This window comes from Devosia sp. P1_H9, assembly GCF_056405135.1.
Map to the genome: position 1 here is coordinate 243,370 of NZ_JBFUCQ010000004.1, position 18,309 is coordinate 261,678.

Genomic DNA, 18,309 nt, shown 5'->3' on the forward strand with positions numbered 1-18,309 from the left:
GAATGACCCGCGCTGGTACGACACTAGCCGCCATTCTCTCAGCAGTGATTTTGGCCCCACTGGCCTTCTGCGTTGCGCTCCCAATAGGGATCAACGAAGTGAAAGCGGTAAATTGGGGGCTTCAATACGACCGCGTGCGCCACCCGCCTGGCACCGAACGTATCCTGCTGCGTCAAGGCATTGATAAGGTCTCGAACGGAGACAATTGCGACTTCGTTGTATTCGAAGCCCGTTCGTATGCTGCGGGGGAGGAAGCATCTATTAAAGCCAGCTACGCCCAGCAGGACAATCCGATTGACCCGCGCTCTTATCCGTTGCGGCCGGAGTTCTTCGTCAACCGGCCTGCACCTGCCAATCTTGAGCTTTACGAGTCGTTCTACTCGCAAGTAGCACGCATCCACGACGGACCGTATTACATGCTCGAAGCTTGGGCAGTCGTTGAAAGCGCTCCACCCTTGGTCGACTGGCGTTGTCCTTAGGCTCGTTCAAAGGATGATGAGGTGGGGTGGCCGGATATCCGCCCATCGCCTCCGCGCCGTCCCTACTCACCCCACCATTATCAGCTTGATCTCGCCGAACCGTGGCGCCTCGCCGATGGCCGCAGGCACCTCGTCGAGCCTGACGGTACGGGTGATCAGCCGGTCGACCGACAATGCCCCCTGCGCGATCAGTTCGGCGGCGCGGGGATGGGTCAGCGGATTGAGCCAGGCGCTCTCGAGCCGCAATTCCTTGGTCAGGAGCTCGAACGGCGCCACGGCCACCTTCTCGCCCTCGGGCACCACGCCGAAAAACACCGCCGTGCCGCCGCGCCTCGCCATGGCGATCGACTGTACGAATGTCTCGCCCACCCCGGCGCATTCGAGCACCACATCGGCACCTCGCGGCAGGATCGCCGCGACCGCCGCCACCGGATCGGCCCCGGCATCGACCACATGATGTGCGCCCAGTTCCAGCGCCAGCGCCCGCCGCGGTGCCTGCCGGGTGGAGAGCACCACCGTGCCGGCTCCGGCGAGCAGCGCGAGCTCGACCATCAGCAGCCCGATCACCCCACCGCCGAGGATTACGACGGAGCCACCGGACGGGATGCGGGCCACGTCAATGGCGTGGAGACAGCACGACACCGGCTCGCAGAATGCGCCGTGCAGCGGATCGAGGCTCGGCGGCAGCGCCACCGCCTGGCTCTGCGGCACCAGTACATACTCGGCGAAGCCACCATCACGGTGCACCCCGATGGCGCTCAGCTCGTGGCAGAGGTTGGGGCGCCCGCCGAGGCAATCGTCGCACGCGCCGCAGGCGATGTTCGGATCGCCGGTGATCCGCGTGCCGATGCGGAAGCCCTCGACTTCGGCTCCCGCCTCCTCGACGAGGCCGGAGAACTCATGGCCCAGCGTCACCGGTTTGGCGGTGGGAAACTCACCGCGGTACATGTGCCGATCCGAGCCGCAGATGCCGCAGGCCTCGACCTTCACCAGCAGGTCATGCGGCCCTGGCACGGGCCTCGGCAGGTCCTCGACGATCATCTGACCTGCTGCATGGAGCCGCGCTGCCCGCATCTCATACCTCCGCTCTCGCGCCATCATGCGGCAAGCCCACGGAGATGCAAGGGGTGGACGCGGGCGCCATCAGATCATCAGCCGGTCGACCTTTTCGGCGAGCTTCATGTCCTTTTCCGTCAGCCCGCCCGCCGAGTGCGTGGTGAGCGTGATCCGCACCTTGTTGTAGACGTTCGACCATTCCGGGTGATGGTCCATCTTCTCGGCGGCCAGCGCCACGCGGGTCATGAACGAGAAGGCCTCGGAGAAAGTCTTGAACTTGAAATCGTGGCTGATGGCGTCGGTCGTCGGGTCGTAAATCCAGCCATTGAGCTTCTGAAGGGCGGCTTCGCGGGCGGCAGGCTCAAGCTTATCGACCATTATCAATTTCCTCGGGTGTATGAGTCGCAAGACTGCGGCCGCATAACGCCCGATCCGTGGCAAGCGATCCGGCGCCCTCCGTGGAAGGCGCCGGATCGGGTCACGCCGCGAGCCCCGCCGCATCGCCCGGCACGATGCGCGAGACCAGCCCGCGCTCTTCGCCACCGGAACCGACATAGGCAATGCGGCCCGGCTCGACATCGATCTGCCAGTCGGCGCTCGGACCATCGGTCCAGTCGACATGGTAGCCTGTATCGGTGAGCCGCCAGGTGCCGCTGCGCCGGGTCCCGTCTGGCAGTCCCATATGGGCTTCATCGGCGGTGCGATAGTAGACCGCCGCCTCCTTGCCCGGCCCCATCCCGATATAATGCGTGCTGCCGACCAGCAGCGCGCTCAGCGTGTTGCGATCCCTTACGATCATCTGTGCATCCTTTCCTGGGCCTGCTGGCGATCGGCGGCGCGCCGTGCTAGTCAAGCGGCTTGACGATCTATCCGCGGAAACGAATGTGGTCAAGCCCCTTGACGATAATGATCTGAAGAGCATCAACCACATCGGCGTTGCCCTGTGGCGGGCGGCGCATGACTGGCGCAACCGGATGCGGGCGGAGCTGGCGGCGCGCGGCTATCCCTGGCACCAGAGCGCCGCGGGCGAAGTGCTGGCGCACCTGGGACCTTCGGGCATCTCGCAGGCGCTGCTGACCGAGCGCATGGGGCTGACCAAGCAGGCGGTGCAGCAGCTGGTCGACCAGTTGGAGGCGCAAGGGGTGGTCGGCCGGGCCCCGGACCCCAATGACGGCCGCGCCAAGCGCATCGTGCTCACCGAACTGGGGCTGCGGGACTTTGCCGAACGTAACCGGGTGAAGCGGCTGATCGAGGCGCAATACCGCGAGAAGCTGGGGCCGGAGGCGTTCGCAGCGCTGGAAGCGGCGCTGGCGAAGCTGGCCGATTAGCGCTCCGGCTGCGTCGATTCCCGCACCACGAGGTCCGGGTCGATCTGCGTCACCCGCGGCTCCGGCAGTTCATCGCCGGCGGCGATCAGGCGCATCAGCCGCTCGACCGCCATGCGGGTGACGGTCTCGACGGCGTAGTTGACGCTCGAGAGCGGCACCGAGGCGTATTCGGCGTATTCGATATTATCCATGCCGACGATGGCCAGGTCTTCGGGCACTTTCAGCCCGTGCTTGAGGCACCAGCGCAGCACCCCGATGGCAAGGGAATCGTTGGAGGCAAAGACCGCCGTCGGGCGCTTGGCGTTGGTCATCAGCGTATCCACCGCCCAATAGCCGCGCTCTACCGAGTTGCCCAAGGGGTCGATGTGGAACTCCGGCTTGGGGCGGATGCCCGCCTCCTCCATCGCCTGCCGGTAGCCCTCGCGCTTTTCGAGGTTGCCGTTGGGATCGGCGCTGTCGATGATGCCGATCTCGGTGTGGCCGATATCGATCAGGTGCCGCGTCGCCTTGTAGGCGCCGCGCCGCTCGTCCATGCACACCGCATCGATCCCGGCATCGGGATCTCCCACCAGCAGCACGATCGGATAGTTGGCGCGACGTAGCACGCGCAGGTGGTCGAGCTTTCGGTGCGTCGTCGGGTAGATCAGGATGCCGTCGACCTGGCGGGCGCGGACCAGCTCGATCGCCCGCATCTCGTCATTGAGATTGTTGTTCGACGTGGCGAACAACGTGCCGTAGCCGCGCGCGGCCAACGCCTTCTCGATCGCCTGCGCGGTGTGGGTCAGCGTCGGGTTGTTGATGTCGGTCAGCACCAGGCCGATGGTCTTGGTCTCGCGGCTGACCAACGACTTGGCGATCTGGTTGGGCAGGTAGTTGAGCTCGGCAGCGGCGTTGCGGATCAGCAGCCGCGTCGGCTCGGGGATGCGCGGGCTTTCGCGCAAGGCCAGCGACACGGTGTTGGTCGAGAACCCGGTCTTGTCGGCGATGTCCTTCAGTCGAACGATGGACTTGCCCATGCGACGAGCCGACCCCTTATCCCGCGTGCGCCGCAGCGCCCTGCAATGGCGACGCATTAGCGCATTTCAGCGTCGTATTACCAAGGAAAAGCAGATTCTTCCGCGACTTCCGCGAGATCCCGTACGATTTCATACGAACGCTAATACGACAGGACAGCTGTACCATCGCGTCCCTCAGTCCCATTTCGGGCTCCATGACGGATCGATTTGCCGCGCGCCCCGATCTACGCCTGCAATGGTGGCCATCTCGTCATCGGTGAGCTTCAGCTCGCGAGCCGCGAAATTCTCGGCGATCCGTTCATGCTTGCCCGAGGTCGGGATGACGATCAGCCCCTGCTGGAGCGAAAAGGCCAGTGCCACCTGGTGCACGGTTGCGCCGTGCCGCGCCGCTATCGCCTCGATCTCCGGCACGCCGGCGCAGGCGCCGCGGGCCAGCGGCAGGTAGCAGGTCACGGAGATTCCGTTGGCGTTGCAGTAGTTTACCAGCTTCTGGTTCTGCAGCAGCGGGTGTCGCTCGAACTGGTTGTTATCGATCTTGCCGGGCCCGGCGATGCGTTCAGCCTCCTGCAGGTCGGCGATGGTGAAGTTGGAGCCGCCGATCAGCCGGGTCAGCCCACGCGCCTGCGCCTCGAGCAGTTCGGGGAGGTAACCCTCCATGTCGAGCCGACCGCCCGGCCCCACCGGCCAATGGATCAGCGTCAGGTCGAGGCTGTCGACGCCGAGCGTGTCGCAGCTCTTTTCCAGAGATGGGATCAGCCGTCCGAGGGCTGAGTTGCGGCCGTCGATCTTGGTAGTGAGGAACACCTCATCGCGCTTGAGGCCCGAACGCTTCAGTGCCACGCCGCATTCGTGCTCGGTGTCGTAGCCCTGCGCGGTGTCGAGGTGCCGGTAGCCGAGCTCAAGCGCGAACAGCAGCGCCTGGATCCCCGCCGCCCCGGTCCGGCCATAGGTTCCGAACCCCATCGGCGGAATATTGCTATTCGTCGTCAATCACTTGCCTCCTAGACACCGGAGCGTTCGTCACCCACGGCATCCCCCGGTGTCTTGTCGCCCGGATGCCACTTTTGCACCAGCCGCAGATTCCCGGTTGACGCCTCTCATTCGCTTAGTTTAACGATAATACAGGTTGGCTGACAAGCCGCCAGCGGGAGCGTTCGACGGCAGTGGGGATTGCCGAAGAATGCCGGGGAGGGAGCGAATGGTCATTCGGTGGAGCCGATGGTCGCCGCAGCTTGCGCTGATCCCAGCTGTCGCGGTGACCGCGGTGGTGTTCATCGGCGGCATCGTCTGGACCATGTACCTGTCGTTGACCCGCAGCCGGCGGCTCCCCGAGTACACCATCAACTGGGAAGAGTGGTCGCGGAACTACGATCGCATCTTCAAGGACGAGGGCTGGCAGATCTCGCTCAGCAACCTGATCGTCCTCGGGCTCGGCAGCGCGCTCGCCATCGTCTTCGGCTTCATCCTTGCCGCCATGATCGAGCGCGAGCGCCGCGGTGAAGGCTTCTTCCGCACCCTCTTCCTCTATCCGCTCGCGGTATCGCTGATCGTCACCGGCGTCGCCTGGCGCTGGATCCTCAACCCGACGCTGGGGCTCGAGCATTTCCTCCACGGCCTCGGCTTCACCTGGGTCGATTTCAACTGGCTGGCGCATGGCGATACCGCCATGTACGCCATCATCCTCGCTTCGATCTGGCAGAGCTCGGGCTTCTACATGGCCCTGATGCTGGCGGGGCTCAAAGGCATCAATACCGAGATCTGGAGCGCCGCGCGCCTCGATGGCGTCAGCCTGTGGCGGCTCTATCTCGAGATCATCGTGCCGATGATGAAGTTCACCTTCCTCACCTGCGCGATCCTGCTCTCGCTCGGCGTGGTCAAGGCCTACGACATCGTCATCGCCATGACCAATGGTGGCCCCGGCCAATCGACCTGGGTGCCGGCCTATTTCACCATCAACGCGCTCGGGCCCAAGGGCAATCTCGGCTACGCCTCGGCCGCCGCCACCATGATGCTGGCGATCACCCTGGTGATCTTCCTGCCGCTGGTGGCAATCACCGCGCTCAGCCGCCGTCGCCGTGCGGAGACCGCAAAATGAGCTCCCTCACCGCCCCGCAGCAGGCGCTCGGCGCCGAGATCGTGGTCAGCCAGGCGCCCTACTTTCCGCGGAAGAAGAAGGCCATTTCGGCCCGCTCCATCGCGGTGCTCGGCTTCCTCACCATTTGCGCCCTGTTCTTCTGCGTGCCGCTCTACGTGGTGCTGGTCACGTCACTGAAGAGCATGGACCAGATCCGGCTGGGCGAGATCTTCTCGCTGCCGACGACCATCACCTTCGAGGCCTGGGACCTCGCCTGGAACCACGCCTGCTCGGGCATCAAGTGCAACGGGCTGAAGGTCGGCTTCTTCAACTCGGTGATGATCCTCTTCCCCTCGCTGATCCTGTCGATCGGGCTCAGTTGCATCACCGGCTATGCGCTGGCGCTGTGGAACGTGAAGTGGGCCAACGGCTTCCTGTTCCTGCTCTTCATGTGCGCCTTCGTGCCGTTCCAGATCCTCATGTATCCGCTGATCGTATTGTCAGCGAACCTCCAGATCTACTCGACGCTCTGGGGCATCGCTATTGTCCACGCGGTGCTCGCCATGCCGGTGCTGACGCTGATTTTCCGCAATTACTACAAGGACGTGCCGCAGGAGATCATCAGCGCGGCGATGATGGATTCCGGCTCGTTCTGGCGGGTGTTCTTCGAGATCATCCTGCCGATGAGCGGCAACATCCTGATCGTGGTGCTTATCCTGCAGATCACCTCGATCTGGAACGACTATCTGATCGGCGTCACCTTCGGCGGCATCAACAACCAGCCGATGACCGTCATCCTCGCCAATACCGTGGTCGTTTCGACCGGCACGGCTTCCTACAACGAGGACATGGCGGCGGCGCTGCTCACCGCCATCCCGCCGCTCGTCATCTACTTCCTCTTAGGAAAGTTCTTCGTCCAGGGCATCACCGCCGGGGCGATCAAGGGTTAGCTCATGCCACGCGTTTCGTTCGAACACATCCACAAGAACTACGGCGCGGTGACCGTCCTGAGGGATCTCAACCTCGAGGTCGACGACGGCGATTTCCTCGTGCTGCTGGGGCCGTCTGGCTGCGGCAAGACCACGCTGCTGAACCTCCTCGCCGGGCTGCTCGACGTCACCGACGGCCGGATCATGATCGGCGAGCGCGACGTGACCGACCTCGATCCAAAGGATCGCGGGCTTGCCATGGTGTTCCAGTCCTACGCGCTCTATCCGACCAAGACCGCACGCGGGAACCTGAAGTTCGGCCTCGCAGCGTCGAAGCTCCCGGCGGCCGAGATCGACAAGCGTATCGCCTGGGCGGCGAAGCTGTTGCAGATCGAACCGCTGCTCGATCGGAAGCCCGCGCAACTCTCGGGCGGCCAGCGCCAGCGCGTCGCCATCGGGCGGGCGCTGGTGAAGAACGTCGGCGTCTTCCTGTTCGACGAACCGCTCTCCAACCTCGATGCGAAGCTCCGCACCGAAATGCGGCTCGAGATCAAGAAGCTGCACGACGAGCTGAAATCCACCATCGTCTACGTCACCCACGACCAGATCGAAGCCATGACCATGGCCACCAAGATCGCGGTGATGGATGGCGGCGTGATCCAGCAGTTCGGCACGCCCGACCAGATCTACGAGCACCCGGCCAACCTGTTCGTCGCCGGCTTCATCGGCGCCCCGTCGATGAACCTGAGGCCTGCCACGCTGCGCAAATCCGATGGCACCGTTGCCGCCGAACTCGACGGCATCCGCTTCGATCTCGGCAGCTATCCGTTCAAGACCGCCCCCACCGATGGCGCGCCAGTCATCCTCGGGCTGCGGCCGGAGCACTTCGGCGCCCCAGGCGAAACGCTGCCCGGCGCGGCTGCCACCTTCACCCTGCCGGTCCAGTACACCGAGCGCACCGGCAGCGACGCCACGGCTTATCTCAAGCACGGCGAGAACCTGCTCGCCATCCGTATCGAGCCCGAACGTACCGCCGGCCTCAGGCAGGGCGACGCGGTCTCCGTGCCCTTCGCCCGCGGCAAGGCCAACGTGTTCGATGCCCGCAGCGGGCAGCGCCTCTAGCCAACAGCAGTTTCAGACGTGCCGACGCATCAACGAGGAGGATTGACGATGCTGAACAAAAACGTGATGCCGAAGAAGACTCTGGCCGGCCTTGCCGCCGCCCTCATGCTCACCGCCCTGCCACTCGCCGCACACGCCACCGACGTCACCGTCTATCACGGCTGGTCGTCGCCCGCCGAAGTCGGCGCGCTCAATGTCCTGAAGAAAGGGCTCGAGGCGAAGGGCGACACCTGGACCGATTTCGCCGTGCCGCATGATACCGGCTCCAACGTCACCCTGATGGGACTGGTCACCGGCGGCAATCCGCCGAACCTGTTCATGGAATCGAGCCCCGGCGTCTATCGCGACCTGCGCGGACTCGGCCTCGCGAAGGACCTGACCGCCTGGTACACCGAGAATGGCTATCTCGATAAGCTGCCGGACTCGGTGAAGAAATCGATCACCGTCGACAGCGAAATCGTCAAGGTGCCGACCGCCATCCATATCGACGGCATGGTCTACTACAACATGGAGGTGGCGAAGGCCGCAGGGGTCGATCCGGCCGCCTGGACTTCGCTCGACGCCATGTTCGCCGATTTCGACAAGATCAAAGCGGCGGGCTACATCCCGATCGCCATCGGCGCGCAGCAGTGGCAGATCGGCTACCTCACCCATGCCCTCGCCGCGGCGATCGGCGGGCCCGAGTTCTACACCAAGGTCTACGGCGAAACCCCCGATCCGGCGGTGCTCGACACGCCCGAAATGAAGACCCTGCTCGAGACCATCCGCAAGTTCCAGCAGGCGGCCGATGAGGGCTCGCCCAACCGCGACTGGAACGTCACCACCAACGCCGTTATCACCGGCAAGGCGCTGATGCAGCTGCATGGTGACTGGATGAAGGGCGAGTGGACAGCCGCCGGCAAGGTCGCCGGTACCGACTACGGTTGCGTGCCAGTGCCCGGTGCGAAGGCCGTCGTCGTGACGGTCGATGCCTGGGGCCTGCTCGGCAACCAGGCCGCTGACATCGACAAGGCCGAACTCGACTTCGCCTCGGTGGTGCTCGATCCGGCGATCCAGGGCGAGTTCGCCAAGGTGAAGGGCTCAACCCCGACCCGGCTCGACGCACCGGCCGAAGCCCTCGACCTCTGCTCCAAGAACGTCCTCGAGGTGCTGAAGGACCCCACCCACCAAGTGCCTAACCCGCACAACACCGCGGATGCGGACTGGCAGAACTCGATCTGGGACGTGGTGTTCGGCTTCTGGAGCGACCCGGCAATGACGGTCGACGATGCGATCGCCAAGATGAAGGAGAACTACGAGACCATCCTCGGCTGATCTCCTCCTGGCCGGCGGCCCCTTCCTTCCAGAGGGTCGCCGGCCCCCACCATCGTGAGGACTTCGAAATGGACAAGCGCCTGCTCGACGAGGACGAGATCATGCAGATCTGCTTCGTCACCGATGACGTGGTCAAATCGGCGCACTGGTTCTCCGAGCTGACCGGCAAGCCGGTGCCCGAGATGGGCAAGGCCGCCGAGCCCGACGAGGCGAAGGCGATCTACAACGGCCGCCCGGCCGCGGTCGGCTGCAAGATCATCATGTTCAAGTTCGGCAACATCGATTTTGAGTTCCTCGAACCCGGGCCGGAAAAGAGCGCCTGGCGCGACCTGCTCGATGAGCGCGGCCCGGGCTGCCACCACATCGCGTTCCGAACCCGGAACCTCACCAAGCGCGACGCCTATCTCGAGGGCAAGGGCCACCGCCTGCTGCAGCGCGGCGAGTTCGACGGCAGCCACGGGCGCTATGCGTATTACGACACGGTGCCGCAGCTGGGTGCGATGATCGAGCTGCTGGAGTTCGACGGGGACAAGGAAGCGCAGCCCTAGGAGCTGTCTTCGTCCTCTCTCCTACCCACTGCGCCACCCCGGCGAAGGGCGGGGACTGTGCCGAGATGCCCCAATCCGGGCGACTGGTACCAATTGGCCAAACGAAGCATAAACCATCCCAAGCAATTGGGCCCCTGAACACCGCCCCTGCGTCGCGCTTAGGTGCTGGCTTACGCTGGCCTGAAAGCAGGCATTAACGCCTAACCGGGCAAGATCACCGGACCTTGGTGAGGTCTATGTTCGAGCCAGCGCACAAGTCACTGCCGCCTGTCGATTACGTCTCGATGATCCGGTCGCTTTACGCGGACCGGCGCGTCATGATGCTTGGCGCCTTGTCGTCTGCGCTTGTTGCCGCCGTTGCCGGCCTCGAAGGCAACTCCTGGGTGCTGCTCGCCGTCGCCATCGGATTTGCCATTGTCGGCGTCGCCCGCGACATCGACATGCGCGCCTTCGAGAAGTCCGACCTGGCGGACGACGATGTCGCCACTGCCACCCGCTGGGAACTGCGCGCCACCGTCGGCGCCGCGGCCATTGCGGCGCTCTACGGCTTCTGGATGAGCTACAGCTTCCTCGTCGTGAACACCGCGTTCGCCGAGATGAGCTCGCTCTCGGTCACCGTCGCGGTGCTGGTCGGCGTTGCCGGCCGCAACTTTGCCATCGATCGCCTCGTCACCAGCCAGGTGATCCTGATCGGCGCCGGCATGGCCATCGCCATGCTGTTCGATGGCGCATTGCACACCGCCATGCTTAGCGTGGTGCTGATCGCCTTCGTCGTGTCGCTGCGCAAGGTTTCGGCCAACATCCGCGCCATCCTGTTGCGCGCCGTGCACGGCCGTATCGAGGCCACCCGCCTCGCCTCCGAACTCGATGCCGCGCTCGAAACCATGCAGCATGGCCTCTGCATGCTCGACGAGAACGGCCTGATCGCTGTCGCCAACGATCGCGCCGAGCTGGTGTTTTCGAGCTTCATGCCCGGCAACTGGGCCGGTCGGCCGTTTGCCGCAATGATCTCCGCCGCCGCCACGCGCGGCAGCATTCCGCAGCGCTCCGCCACCCAGCTGATGGACACCGTCACTGCCGGCGACGGCGGCAAGGTAGTGCTGCGCCTCTCCGACGGGCAGTTCTGCGAAGTCACCGTATCGTCGCGCCTCGACAAGACCGTGCTGCTGTTCGAAGACATCACCGAGCGCGTGAAGGCCGAAGAGCGCATCAACTACATGGCGCATTACGACACGCTGACCGGCCTGCCCAACCGCGCCTACTTCACCGAGCAGGTCGAGGCCGACCTCGAACGCCGGCGCCACCATGGCGACAAGCGCCCCAACGACATGGCCATGCTGATGATCGTCGATATCGATGACTTCAAGCATGTCAACGACACCATGGGCCACCTGATCGGCGACCGCGTGCTGATCGAGACCTCCGAGCGGCTGAACCGGGTACTCGGCAAGGACAGCCTCGTCGCGCGCCTGGGCGGCGATGAGTACGTCGTCTACCGCTCCGGCGGGGTACAGCTGTCCGACACCGTCACCGATCCCGAGGCCATCCTCGGCGGCTTCCGCGGCCCGTTCGAGGTCGAGGGCGAAGTGTTCTCGGTCAATGTCTCGGTTGGCGTGGTCACGCTCACCGACGGCAGTGACGATATGGACGCGCTGATGACCAAGGCTGACCTGGCGCTCTACAAGGCCAAGGCGCTGGGCAAGGGACGCAGCCAGGTGTTCCACGACGAGATGGACACGGACTACCGCTACCGCCAGCGCCTCAAGGCCGAGCTCAAGGCCACCGTCGCAGCAGGCAACCTATCACTGGTGTTCCAGCCGATCGTCGACCTGAAGACCAGGCGCGTGGTGAGCTGCGAGGCCCTGGCCCGCTGGCATCATCCCGAACTGGGCTCGATCCCGCCGTCGCTGTTCATTCCGATCGCCGAGGAAACCGGCCTCATCTCCGAGATCAGCCGCTGGGTGCTGGCCACCGCCACTGCCGAATGCCGCAACTGGCCCGAGGAAGTCTCGGTGTCGGTCAACATCTCCGCCCGCGATTTCCGCAACGCCGACGTGGCCGGGATGGTCAAGAGCGCGCTCGCCGGCTCTGGCCTCGACCCGCAGCGCCTCGAGATCGAGGTGACCGAGACCGCCGTGATCGAGGAGCGCGCCGCCGCGACCAAGATCCTTGCCAAGCTCGCCAAGCAGGGCATCGGCATCGCCCTCGACGATTTCGGCACCGGCTACTCCTCGCTGAGCTACCTGCAGGCGCTGCCCTTCACCAAGCTGAAGATCGACCGCTCCTTCGTCATGGACATCGCCGAGAACCCGCGGTCGCTGAAGCTGCTCTCGAACGTCGCCCAGCTCGGCAAGGACATCAACCTGACGGTCACGGCCGAGGGCGTCGAGACCGAAGAGCAGCTGAACCTGATCGCCGAGCACTCAAAGGTCGACCAGATTCAGGGTTATCTGTTCGGCGTGCCGCTGCCGCGCCGCGAAGTGGCGGAGCTGATTGCCCGCATGGCCGCCCGGGCCACCGTCGAGCGGGTCATGACGGTTGGTGCGACAAACCGCAAACGTGGTTAAGGCCGCTTAACATCTTCTGAAATCAATAGAATTCGGCGCAACGCACGGCGCATTGCGTGCTTATGCGTAAATGGCGCGGCCTCTGTGCGCATTTGGCAATTTTATTATGCCTAACGAAAGGTTAAACTCTTATCGAAGTTTGCGGAGTTCTCTATGCGTTCGGACGTGGAAGGTTCGGCAGCGGCGTCAGCTGCCCCGGTGTCTCGCTTCGCCGGCACGCTCATGGAAATACTCGATCGCGTTGAATACTCGCGCGTTCGCATGGATGTAACCGACAATCCGATCTACCGGTTGCGCTACGAAGCTTATCGCCGCGAAGAGTCCGTGCCGTTCAACGACGCCGGAATAGTCGTCGACGACCTCGACACAGCTCCCAACGGCATGAGCTTCGGGGTCCATATTGACGGCGAGCTGGTCAGTTCTATCCGTCTGCATCACGTAAGTGCCAAGCACCCGTTCGGCCCGTCGATGAAAAGTTGCCCTGATGTGCTCGAGCCGCTGCTCGCGCGGGGCGAAACTTTCATCGATCCCTCGCGCTTCACCGCCGACTACGAAGCATCGCTTGCCTACCCCGCGCTGCCGTTCCTGACGCTCAGGATCGCCGTGATGGCTTCGCTGTTCTTCAAGGCCGACGCCTGCCTGGCGCTGGTCCGCCCCGAGCACACCGCGTTCTACCGCCGGGTCTTCGGTTCCGAGGAGATGTCGGATGTCCGCGTCTATCCCGGCCTCGCCTTTCCGGTGGCGCTCTACGGCGCCTATGTGAACACCAAGCTGCCGGCAACGCTGCGCCGCTATCCGTTCTTCATGTCGACCGAGGAAGAGCGCGAAAAACTGTTCGCCCGCGCCATGGACGAGCACTTCGAGGTGCCGCAGCGGGCGAGCTCGCGCCTGGCCTATGAGCGGGCGTTGCTGGAATCGCAGTTTGGCGGGCAGGCGGCGGAGTAGGCGTCCCCTCTTGCCTTCTCCCACAAGGGGAGAAGGCACACACCTGCGTCATCAGTGGCAGAAGGCTCAAGCCTCCGGGATCCACACTACCATCGAGCCCTGCCCGCGGTTGGCCCAGAGGTAATACGGCAGCGCCGTGAGCGTCGCCGGTGCGTCCTTGGGTGGGCTGGTGCGGTAGAGCGGCTTGAACTCGCCCTCGTCCACCGCCTTGCCGCCGGCCGTCAGTTGGATGATGCCGTCGAACAGGTTCGACTGCTTTACCGCGATCTCGCTCTGCCGCGGCAGCTTGAAACGCTGCACCGTGCCGCCCGGATTGTCGGCCTCCTCGAGGCAGTAGACCAGCGGGCCGCGGGTCAGCGCTACGCGGCCGACATCCATCACCACATGCGGGTTGGCGTAGACGCGCTCGACCGGCATCGGCAGCTCGAGGCTGATCTTATCGCCCTTCTTCCAGGTGCGGTGGAGGGTAGCGTAGCCGTTCACCGGCGACAGCGTCACCGCCTCGCCGTTGACCCTGGCAGTCGCGCCCTTGCACCAGCCGGGGATGCGCAGCTTCACATCGAACGCCTTTTCCGCCGCCGGATCGATCTCGATGGCGATGTCGCCCGACCACGGATAGTTCGAGGTCTCGCGCACCGCCACTTCGGTGGCGCCGACGTCGAGCTTGGTCGAGATGCCGCCATAGAGGTGGAAGGCAATGCCGTCCGGTGCGGTCGAGACGAAGTAGCCGCCGACCGAGGCGACCAGCCGTGACACGTTCATCGTACAGCACGGGCAGGTGTGCCAATCCCAGCGGGTCGGCGTGCCGTTGCTCTCCAGCGGGTTCATGTAGAAATAGTGCTCGCCGTCACGGCTCAGCCCCGAAAGCGCGCCGTTGAACAGCGCCGTCTCCAGCACGTCGGCATACTTGCCGTCGAGATCGAGGTGCAGCATGCGCTGCGCCCAGAAGATCAGCGCCACCGAGGCGCAGGTTTCGGCATAGGCGGTCTGGTTCGGCAGGTCATAGTCGAAGGTGAAGCCCTCGTTATGCGCCGACGGTCCGAGGCCCGCCGTCACATACATCTTGGTCTCCATCACGTCCTTCCACAGCGTCTCGCACGCCGCCTTGAGGCCCGCGTCGTTGAGCTCGACCGCGAGGTCGGCCATCGCCGTGTACATGTACATCGCGCGCACGGCGTGCCCGACCACCTTGTCCTGCTGGCGCACCGGCTTGTGCGACTGCGAGTACTCGTACGTGCCCTGCACGTAGCGCTGCCACTCCCAGCCCTTCTTCTCGCGCTCCTCGCGCTCGACGTCGAAATAATGCGGGTTCGGGTTGCCGCGCTCGTTGATGAAATAGGCGGCGAGGTCGAGGTGTTTTTTCTCCTTGGTCAGGTGATAGAGCTTGATCAGTGCCAGCTCGATCTCCTGGTGGCCACAATAGCCGCGCTTCTGCCCCGGCCCGGTGCCGAAGTTCTGGCGGATGTGTTCGACGTAGCGCTCCATGACATCGAGCCAGCGCCGCCGGCCGGTGGTCTCGTAGTAGGCGATGGCGCCTTCGAGCATGTGGCCGGCGTTGTAGAGCTCGTGATTGTCGCGCATGTTCGACCAGCGCTTTTCGGGCTCGCGGCCGAGATACCAGCAGTTGAGATAGCCGTCCGGCGCCTGCGCCTTCTCGAAATCGTCGACGATCGCCTCGATCTTGGCCTCGATATCCGCATCCCGCTTGTGGCTCAGCGCGTAAGCCGCTGCCTCGATCCACTTGCCCACGTCGCTGTCCCAGAACACCTGCACGGTGAAGCCGTTGGCATGGCGCGGAAAGCGCAGCGGCGGCGGCGGGCTCGGCAGCTTGAGCGAGTCGAGATAGCCGTATTCGACCAGCTTCTTGTGCTGGCTGGGGATAGTGCGGGCGAGCACGGTGTCGAGCCGTTCCTTCCAGAAGTCGCCCTCGAGGCGGACATCGACAAAACGCACCGGATGATACTGGCTCATTGCAACTCCTCTTGGCCCCGCCGCCGAGCAAGCGGCCGGGCGACTAGATTCAATCCTGTCCGCTGGTGGATTCGCGCACCATCAGCGTGCAGGGCAGCCTACGGATGCCCCGCGCCTTCTCGCCGCCGATCATGTCGATCAGCAGCCGCCCGGCCTCGTGGCCGAGCGCCGAGAGATTCATGTCGACACTGGTGAGCGGCGGCCGCGCCGCGTTGGTCATGACTTCCCAATTGTCGAAGCCGACCACAGCTACGTCCTGTGGTACGGCGATGTGGCGCTCGCGCAGCGCATCGACCACGCCGCGGGCAATCAGGTCGTTGCCGCAAAAGATCGCGTCGGGTCGTTCGGCCTGGCCATCGAACAGCACCGCCACCGCGTCGCGGCCCCATGCCTCGGTCCACTTGCCCGAGAGATAGAACTCGGGATGCGCGGCGAGCCCGAGTTCCGCCAATGCCGACAGGTAGCCGCGGTGCCGCAACTGCACGGCCTCGAAATGCTCGGGCCCGGTGACATGCGCGATCCGCGTCTTGCCGATCTCGCCCAGGTGCCTCACCGCCAGCCGCGCTCCGCCCTCATCGTCGGGCAGGAGGCAGAGCGCATCGTGATCATCGGCCTGCGAGAACACGTAGATTACCGGCAACCCGGCGGGCAGTGGGCCGACTGGCGGGCGTTTGTCGGCGCGGCGAGCGGTGACCACCAGCCCGTCGATGCGTTTGCCCAGCAACTGGTCGAGATGCTGCCGCTCGCGCTCCGGATCGTCGGTCGCGTTGCACATGAAGATGGCGATGCCCTGGTCGGCAAACTGCTCCTCCAGCGCCTGGAAGATCGGCAACGTGAAGCGGCCGAACGAGTCGGTGGAGAGCACCCCCACCGTCATCGAGCGCGTCCGGTGCAGGCTCTGCGCCATGTCGTTGGGCCGGTAGCCGATCTCCCGCGCCACCGCCGTCACCTTGTCGCGCGTCTCCTGCCGGAGCCGCCCGTTCGAGTTCAGCGCCTTCGACGCCGTGCCGATCGACACCCCGGCGATCCGCGCTACGTCACGGATGGTCGGGCCATGGCGGCCGGTGCGTTCGGTTGGCGGGGGGCTTGGCAATGGGCGTGGCTCGTCGGTCATCGCGGGTCCTACTTCACGGCTCCCGCGAGGAGGCCCGAAACATAGTACTTCTGCAACAGCAGGTAGATGACGATGCAAGGAATGATCGAGACGGTCACCCCTGCCTGCAACATGCCCCAGTCGGTGCCGCCGAGCATCGTGCGCGTGCGCGCCGCCGCGAGAATAAGCGGCAGGGTAAAAGTCTCGCCGCGGTTCATCATCACCAGCGCCCCGAGGAACTCGTTCCACGAGGTGATGAAGGCGAACAGCGCAACGGTGACGATGGAGGGCACCACCGAGGGCAGGCAGATGCGCACCAGCACCTGGAACGTGTTGCAGCCATCGATGACCGCGGCCTCCTCGAGCTCCTTGGGGATGGCTTCGAAGCTGTTTCGCATCACATAGAGGCTGAAGGGCAGCTGGATGGCGGTGTGGATGATCGCCAGCCCGAACAGCGAATTGGTGAGCTTCAGTTGCGCGAACATCAGGAAGATCGGGGTGAGCAGCGCCTGATAGGGGATGATCAGCGCCATCAGCAGGAAGACGAACAGGGCTTCCTTGCCCGGTATCGGAAACCGCGCCAGGGCGAACCCCGCCGGGATCGTGAGCAGCAGCGTGAGTGCAATGGTGAGGAATGCCGTGCCGAACGAATTGAGCAGGTAGACCGGCAGCCCAGCCTGATACTCCCAGAGCTTGAGATAGCTCTCGAAGGTGAAGCTCTGGGGGAAATAGGTCGGAGGGATGGCCGCCGCTTCCGACGGCAGCTTCACCGAGGCGGTGACCGCCGCGTAGATCGGCAGCAGCATGATCAGCGACAGTGCGATCAGCACGGCGCCCGCGAGGTATTTGCCGCGCCCCTGCCAAAGCGCCGTGATGAACCCGAAGCGCGCCGGCGCGCTTGCCATGCGCTGGTCTGTCCAAGTGGTGCTCATGCGTGGCTCCTGCGGGTTAGCACCATCTGCAGCAGCGTGAACAACAGCACGAAGGCGGCAAGGATCAGCGACAGCGCAGCGCCATAGCCGAGTTTCAAATACGGGAAGGCGTTGAGATAGACGTAGAACACCGACGTTGCGGTGAGGTTCTGCGGCTGGCCGGCCGTCATGATGTAGAACTGGTCGAACGCCAGCAGCGAGCCGATCACCGAGATCAGGGTCACCAGCAGCACGGTCCTCAGCGTCAGCGGCAGCGTGATGCTCCCCAGCCGCTGCCAGAACGAAGCGCCATCAACCAGCGCCGCCTCGTTGACCTCGACCGGGATCGCCTGGATGGCGCCGACGAACAGGATCATCCCAAACCCGATGACCTTCCAGGTGACGGAGATGATGATCGCCCAGTTCGAGAGATCGGCATGGACGCCGAGCCAGAGAACCGGCTCCTGGATCAGGCCGAGGTCGCGCAGTATCGTGTTGATGAACCCCGAGTCCGGCGAGAACAGCCAGTACCAGAGCAGGCTCGAGGCCCCGAGGCCGATGACGACGGGAATAAAGACGATGGTGCGCGCCGTGCGCTGCAGCTTCGAATTGCCCGCCACCAGCAGGGCGATCGCATAGCCCCCGATCATCAGGATCGGGGTGATCAGCAGGGTGTATTTGAGCGTGAAGCCCAGCGAGATCCAGAACTGCTTGTCAGCGAACGCCTTGGTGAAGTTCGCTGTGCCGACAAACTTGGGCGGCGTGATCAGCGACCACGACTGGAACGACACCCAGACCATCTGCCCGAACGGATAGACCGTGAAGGCCGCGACGAACAGCAAAGCCGGCGCCAGATAGAGCAAACCCACCCATTTGCCGCGTGACGATGAATACATGGAACCGCTTTCGAAGTCTGAACCGCGCCCGAGGGGCGGCCAACATCATAGAGTAACCCG

General features: G+C 64.3%; 18 protein-coding genes. 9 read left to right on the forward strand and 9 right to left on the reverse strand.

Annotated features, from left to right (window positions below):
* Positions 1 to 2: 2 nt before the first annotated feature.
* Entirely contained in the window at positions 3 to 479 is a 477-nt protein-coding gene (locus AC1DYL_RS09630; protein ID WP_477172963.1) for a hypothetical protein, read from the forward strand.
* A 66-nt stretch (positions 480 to 545) separates the two neighbouring features.
* On the opposite strand, the gene AC1DYL_RS09635 is transcribed toward AC1DYL_RS09630, so the two are convergent.
* From AC1DYL_RS09635 to AC1DYL_RS09645, 3 genes are all read right to left on the reverse strand, one after another.
* Positions 546 to 1,553: a zinc-dependent alcohol dehydrogenase family protein gene (locus AC1DYL_RS09635; protein ID WP_477172964.1), complete on the reverse strand. Its 1,008-nt coding sequence runs from the start codon at positions 1,551 to 1,553 to the stop codon at positions 546 to 548.
* Positions 1,554 to 1,622: 69 nt separating this feature from the next.
* On the reverse strand, positions 1,623 to 1,913 hold the full coding sequence (locus tag AC1DYL_RS09640; protein WP_477172965.1) for a 4a-hydroxytetrahydrobiopterin dehydratase: 291 nt from the start codon (positions 1,911 to 1,913) through the stop codon (positions 1,623 to 1,625).
* A gap of 100 nt (positions 1,914 to 2,013) precedes the next feature.
* Positions 2,014 to 2,334 (reverse strand): hypothetical protein, encoded by a 321-nt coding sequence (locus tag AC1DYL_RS09645; RefSeq protein WP_477172966.1) that lies wholly within the window; start codon positions 2,332 to 2,334, stop codon positions 2,014 to 2,016.
* 85 nt (positions 2,335 to 2,419) lie between these two features.
* Here AC1DYL_RS09645 and AC1DYL_RS09650 point away from each other — a divergent pair, with 85 nt between their 5' ends.
* Positions 2,420 to 2,863 carry a MarR family winged helix-turn-helix transcriptional regulator gene (locus AC1DYL_RS09650; protein ID WP_477172967.1) on the forward strand — a complete coding sequence of 148 codons (444 nt, stop codon included), beginning with the start codon at positions 2,420 to 2,422 and terminating at the stop codon, positions 2,861 to 2,863.
* Here AC1DYL_RS09650 and AC1DYL_RS09655 read toward each other — a convergent pair.
* A complete protein-coding gene (locus AC1DYL_RS09655) occupies positions 2,860 to 3,879 on the reverse strand; it encodes a LacI family DNA-binding transcriptional regulator (RefSeq protein WP_477172968.1) in 1,020 nt (339 codons plus the stop codon). The genes AC1DYL_RS09650 and AC1DYL_RS09655 overlap by 4 nt on opposite strands.
* 174 nt (positions 3,880 to 4,053) lie before the next feature.
* Positions 4,054 to 4,869, reverse strand: coding sequence for an aldo/keto reductase (locus AC1DYL_RS09660; protein ID WP_477172969.1), 816 nt, complete (start codon positions 4,867 to 4,869; stop codon positions 4,054 to 4,056).
* Positions 4,870 to 5,077: 208 nt separating this feature from the next.
* Here AC1DYL_RS09660 and AC1DYL_RS09665 point away from each other — a divergent pair, with 208 nt between their 5' ends.
* The 7 genes from AC1DYL_RS09665 to AC1DYL_RS09695 all read left to right on the forward strand — a co-directional run bounded on the left by AC1DYL_RS09665 (position 5,078) and on the right by AC1DYL_RS09695 (position 13,378).
* Positions 5,078 to 5,974, forward strand: coding sequence for a carbohydrate ABC transporter permease (locus AC1DYL_RS09665; RefSeq protein WP_477172970.1), 897 nt, complete (start codon positions 5,078 to 5,080; stop codon positions 5,972 to 5,974).
* Complete coding sequence (locus tag AC1DYL_RS09670; protein WP_477156151.1) at positions 5,971 to 6,903, forward strand: carbohydrate ABC transporter permease; 933 nt, start codon at positions 5,971 to 5,973, stop codon at positions 6,901 to 6,903. Before AC1DYL_RS09665 ends, AC1DYL_RS09670 begins: the two co-directional genes overlap by 4 nt.
* Positions 6,904 to 6,906: 3 nt before the next feature.
* Positions 6,907 to 8,004 (forward strand): ABC transporter ATP-binding protein, encoded by a 1,098-nt coding sequence (locus AC1DYL_RS09675; protein ID WP_477172971.1) that lies wholly within the window; start codon positions 6,907 to 6,909, stop codon positions 8,002 to 8,004.
* Between the two features lie 48 nt (positions 8,005 to 8,052).
* The gene (locus tag AC1DYL_RS09680; protein WP_477172972.1) at positions 8,053 to 9,318 is read left to right on the forward strand and encodes an ABC transporter substrate-binding protein; all 1,266 of its coding nucleotides are present in this window, start codon (positions 8,053 to 8,055) and stop codon (positions 9,316 to 9,318) included.
* Positions 9,319 to 9,386: 68 nt separating this feature from the next.
* Positions 9,387 to 9,866 (forward strand): VOC family protein, encoded by a 480-nt coding sequence (locus AC1DYL_RS09685; RefSeq protein ID WP_477172973.1) that lies wholly within the window; start codon positions 9,387 to 9,389, stop codon positions 9,864 to 9,866.
* A gap of 236 nt (positions 9,867 to 10,102) precedes the next feature.
* Positions 10,103 to 12,433, forward strand: coding sequence for a putative bifunctional diguanylate cyclase/phosphodiesterase (locus AC1DYL_RS09690; protein ID WP_477148300.1), 2,331 nt, complete (start codon positions 10,103 to 10,105; stop codon positions 12,431 to 12,433).
* A 153-nt stretch (positions 12,434 to 12,586) separates the two neighbouring features.
* Positions 12,587 to 13,378: an N-acyl amino acid synthase FeeM domain-containing protein gene (locus AC1DYL_RS09695; RefSeq protein WP_477148301.1), complete on the forward strand. Its 792-nt coding sequence runs from the start codon at positions 12,587 to 12,589 to the stop codon at positions 13,376 to 13,378.
* A gap of 66 nt (positions 13,379 to 13,444) precedes the next feature.
* Here the strand turns inward: AC1DYL_RS09695 and AC1DYL_RS09700 are convergent, their stop codons facing one another.
* The 4 genes from AC1DYL_RS09700 to AC1DYL_RS09715 are packed head-to-tail and all read right to left on the reverse strand — an operon-like array spanning position 13,445 to position 18,249.
* Positions 13,445 to 15,349: a glycoside hydrolase family 127 protein gene (locus tag AC1DYL_RS09700; RefSeq protein WP_477172974.1), complete on the reverse strand. Its 1,905-nt coding sequence runs from the start codon at positions 15,347 to 15,349 to the stop codon at positions 13,445 to 13,447.
* A 49-nt stretch (positions 15,350 to 15,398) separates the two neighbouring features.
* A complete protein-coding gene (locus tag AC1DYL_RS09705; protein ID WP_477172975.1) occupies positions 15,399 to 16,463 on the reverse strand; it encodes a LacI family DNA-binding transcriptional regulator in 1,065 nt (354 codons plus the stop codon).
* Between the two features lie 8 nt (positions 16,464 to 16,471).
* A complete protein-coding gene (locus AC1DYL_RS09710) occupies positions 16,472 to 17,374 on the reverse strand; it encodes a carbohydrate ABC transporter permease (RefSeq protein ID WP_477148304.1) in 903 nt (300 codons plus the stop codon).
* Positions 17,371 to 18,249, reverse strand: coding sequence for a carbohydrate ABC transporter permease (locus tag AC1DYL_RS09715; RefSeq protein ID WP_477148305.1), 879 nt, complete (start codon positions 18,247 to 18,249; stop codon positions 17,371 to 17,373). Before AC1DYL_RS09715 ends, AC1DYL_RS09710 begins: the two co-directional genes overlap by 4 nt.
* Positions 18,250 to 18,309: the final 60 nt, after the last annotated feature.

Bases quoted from the DNA above. Each gene is read 5' to 3' on its own strand.
- AC1DYL_RS09630 (WP_477172963.1), top strand. From the start codon at position 3: ATGACCCGCGCTGGTACGACACTAGCCGCCATTCTCTCAGCAGTGATT.
- AC1DYL_RS09635 (WP_477172964.1), bottom strand. From the start codon at position 1,553: ATGCGGGCAGCGCGGCTCCATGCAGCAGGTCAGATGATCGTCGAGGAC.
- AC1DYL_RS09640 (WP_477172965.1), bottom strand. From the start codon at position 1,913: ATGGTCGATAAGCTTGAGCCTGCCGCCCGCGAAGCCGCCCTTCAGAAG.
- AC1DYL_RS09645 (WP_477172966.1), bottom strand. From the start codon at position 2,334: ATGATCGTAAGGGATCGCAACACGCTGAGCGCGCTGCTGGTCGGCAGC.
- AC1DYL_RS09655 (WP_477172968.1), bottom strand. From the start codon at position 3,879: ATGGGCAAGTCCATCGTTCGACTGAAGGACATCGCCGACAAGACCGGG.
- AC1DYL_RS09665 (WP_477172970.1), top strand. From the start codon at position 5,078: ATGGTCATTCGGTGGAGCCGATGGTCGCCGCAGCTTGCGCTGATCCCA.
- AC1DYL_RS09670 (WP_477156151.1), top strand. From the start codon at position 5,971: ATGAGCTCCCTCACCGCCCCGCAGCAGGCGCTCGGCGCCGAGATCGTG.
- AC1DYL_RS09675 (WP_477172971.1), top strand. From the start codon at position 6,907: ATGCCACGCGTTTCGTTCGAACACATCCACAAGAACTACGGCGCGGTG.
- AC1DYL_RS09680 (WP_477172972.1), top strand. From the start codon at position 8,053: ATGCTGAACAAAAACGTGATGCCGAAGAAGACTCTGGCCGGCCTTGCC.
- AC1DYL_RS09685 (WP_477172973.1), top strand. From the start codon at position 9,387: ATGGACAAGCGCCTGCTCGACGAGGACGAGATCATGCAGATCTGCTTC.
- AC1DYL_RS09690 (WP_477148300.1), top strand. From the start codon at position 10,103: ATGTTCGAGCCAGCGCACAAGTCACTGCCGCCTGTCGATTACGTCTCG.
- AC1DYL_RS09695 (WP_477148301.1), top strand. From the start codon at position 12,587: ATGCGTTCGGACGTGGAAGGTTCGGCAGCGGCGTCAGCTGCCCCGGTG.
- AC1DYL_RS09700 (WP_477172974.1), bottom strand. From the start codon at position 15,349: ATGAGCCAGTATCATCCGGTGCGTTTTGTCGATGTCCGCCTCGAGGGC.
- AC1DYL_RS09705 (WP_477172975.1), bottom strand. From the start codon at position 16,463: ATGACCGACGAGCCACGCCCATTGCCAAGCCCCCCGCCAACCGAACGC.
- AC1DYL_RS09710 (WP_477148304.1), bottom strand. From the start codon at position 17,374: ATGAGCACCACTTGGACAGACCAGCGCATGGCAAGCGCGCCGGCGCGC.
- AC1DYL_RS09715 (WP_477148305.1), bottom strand. From the start codon at position 18,249: ATGTATTCATCGTCACGCGGCAAATGGGTGGGTTTGCTCTATCTGGCG.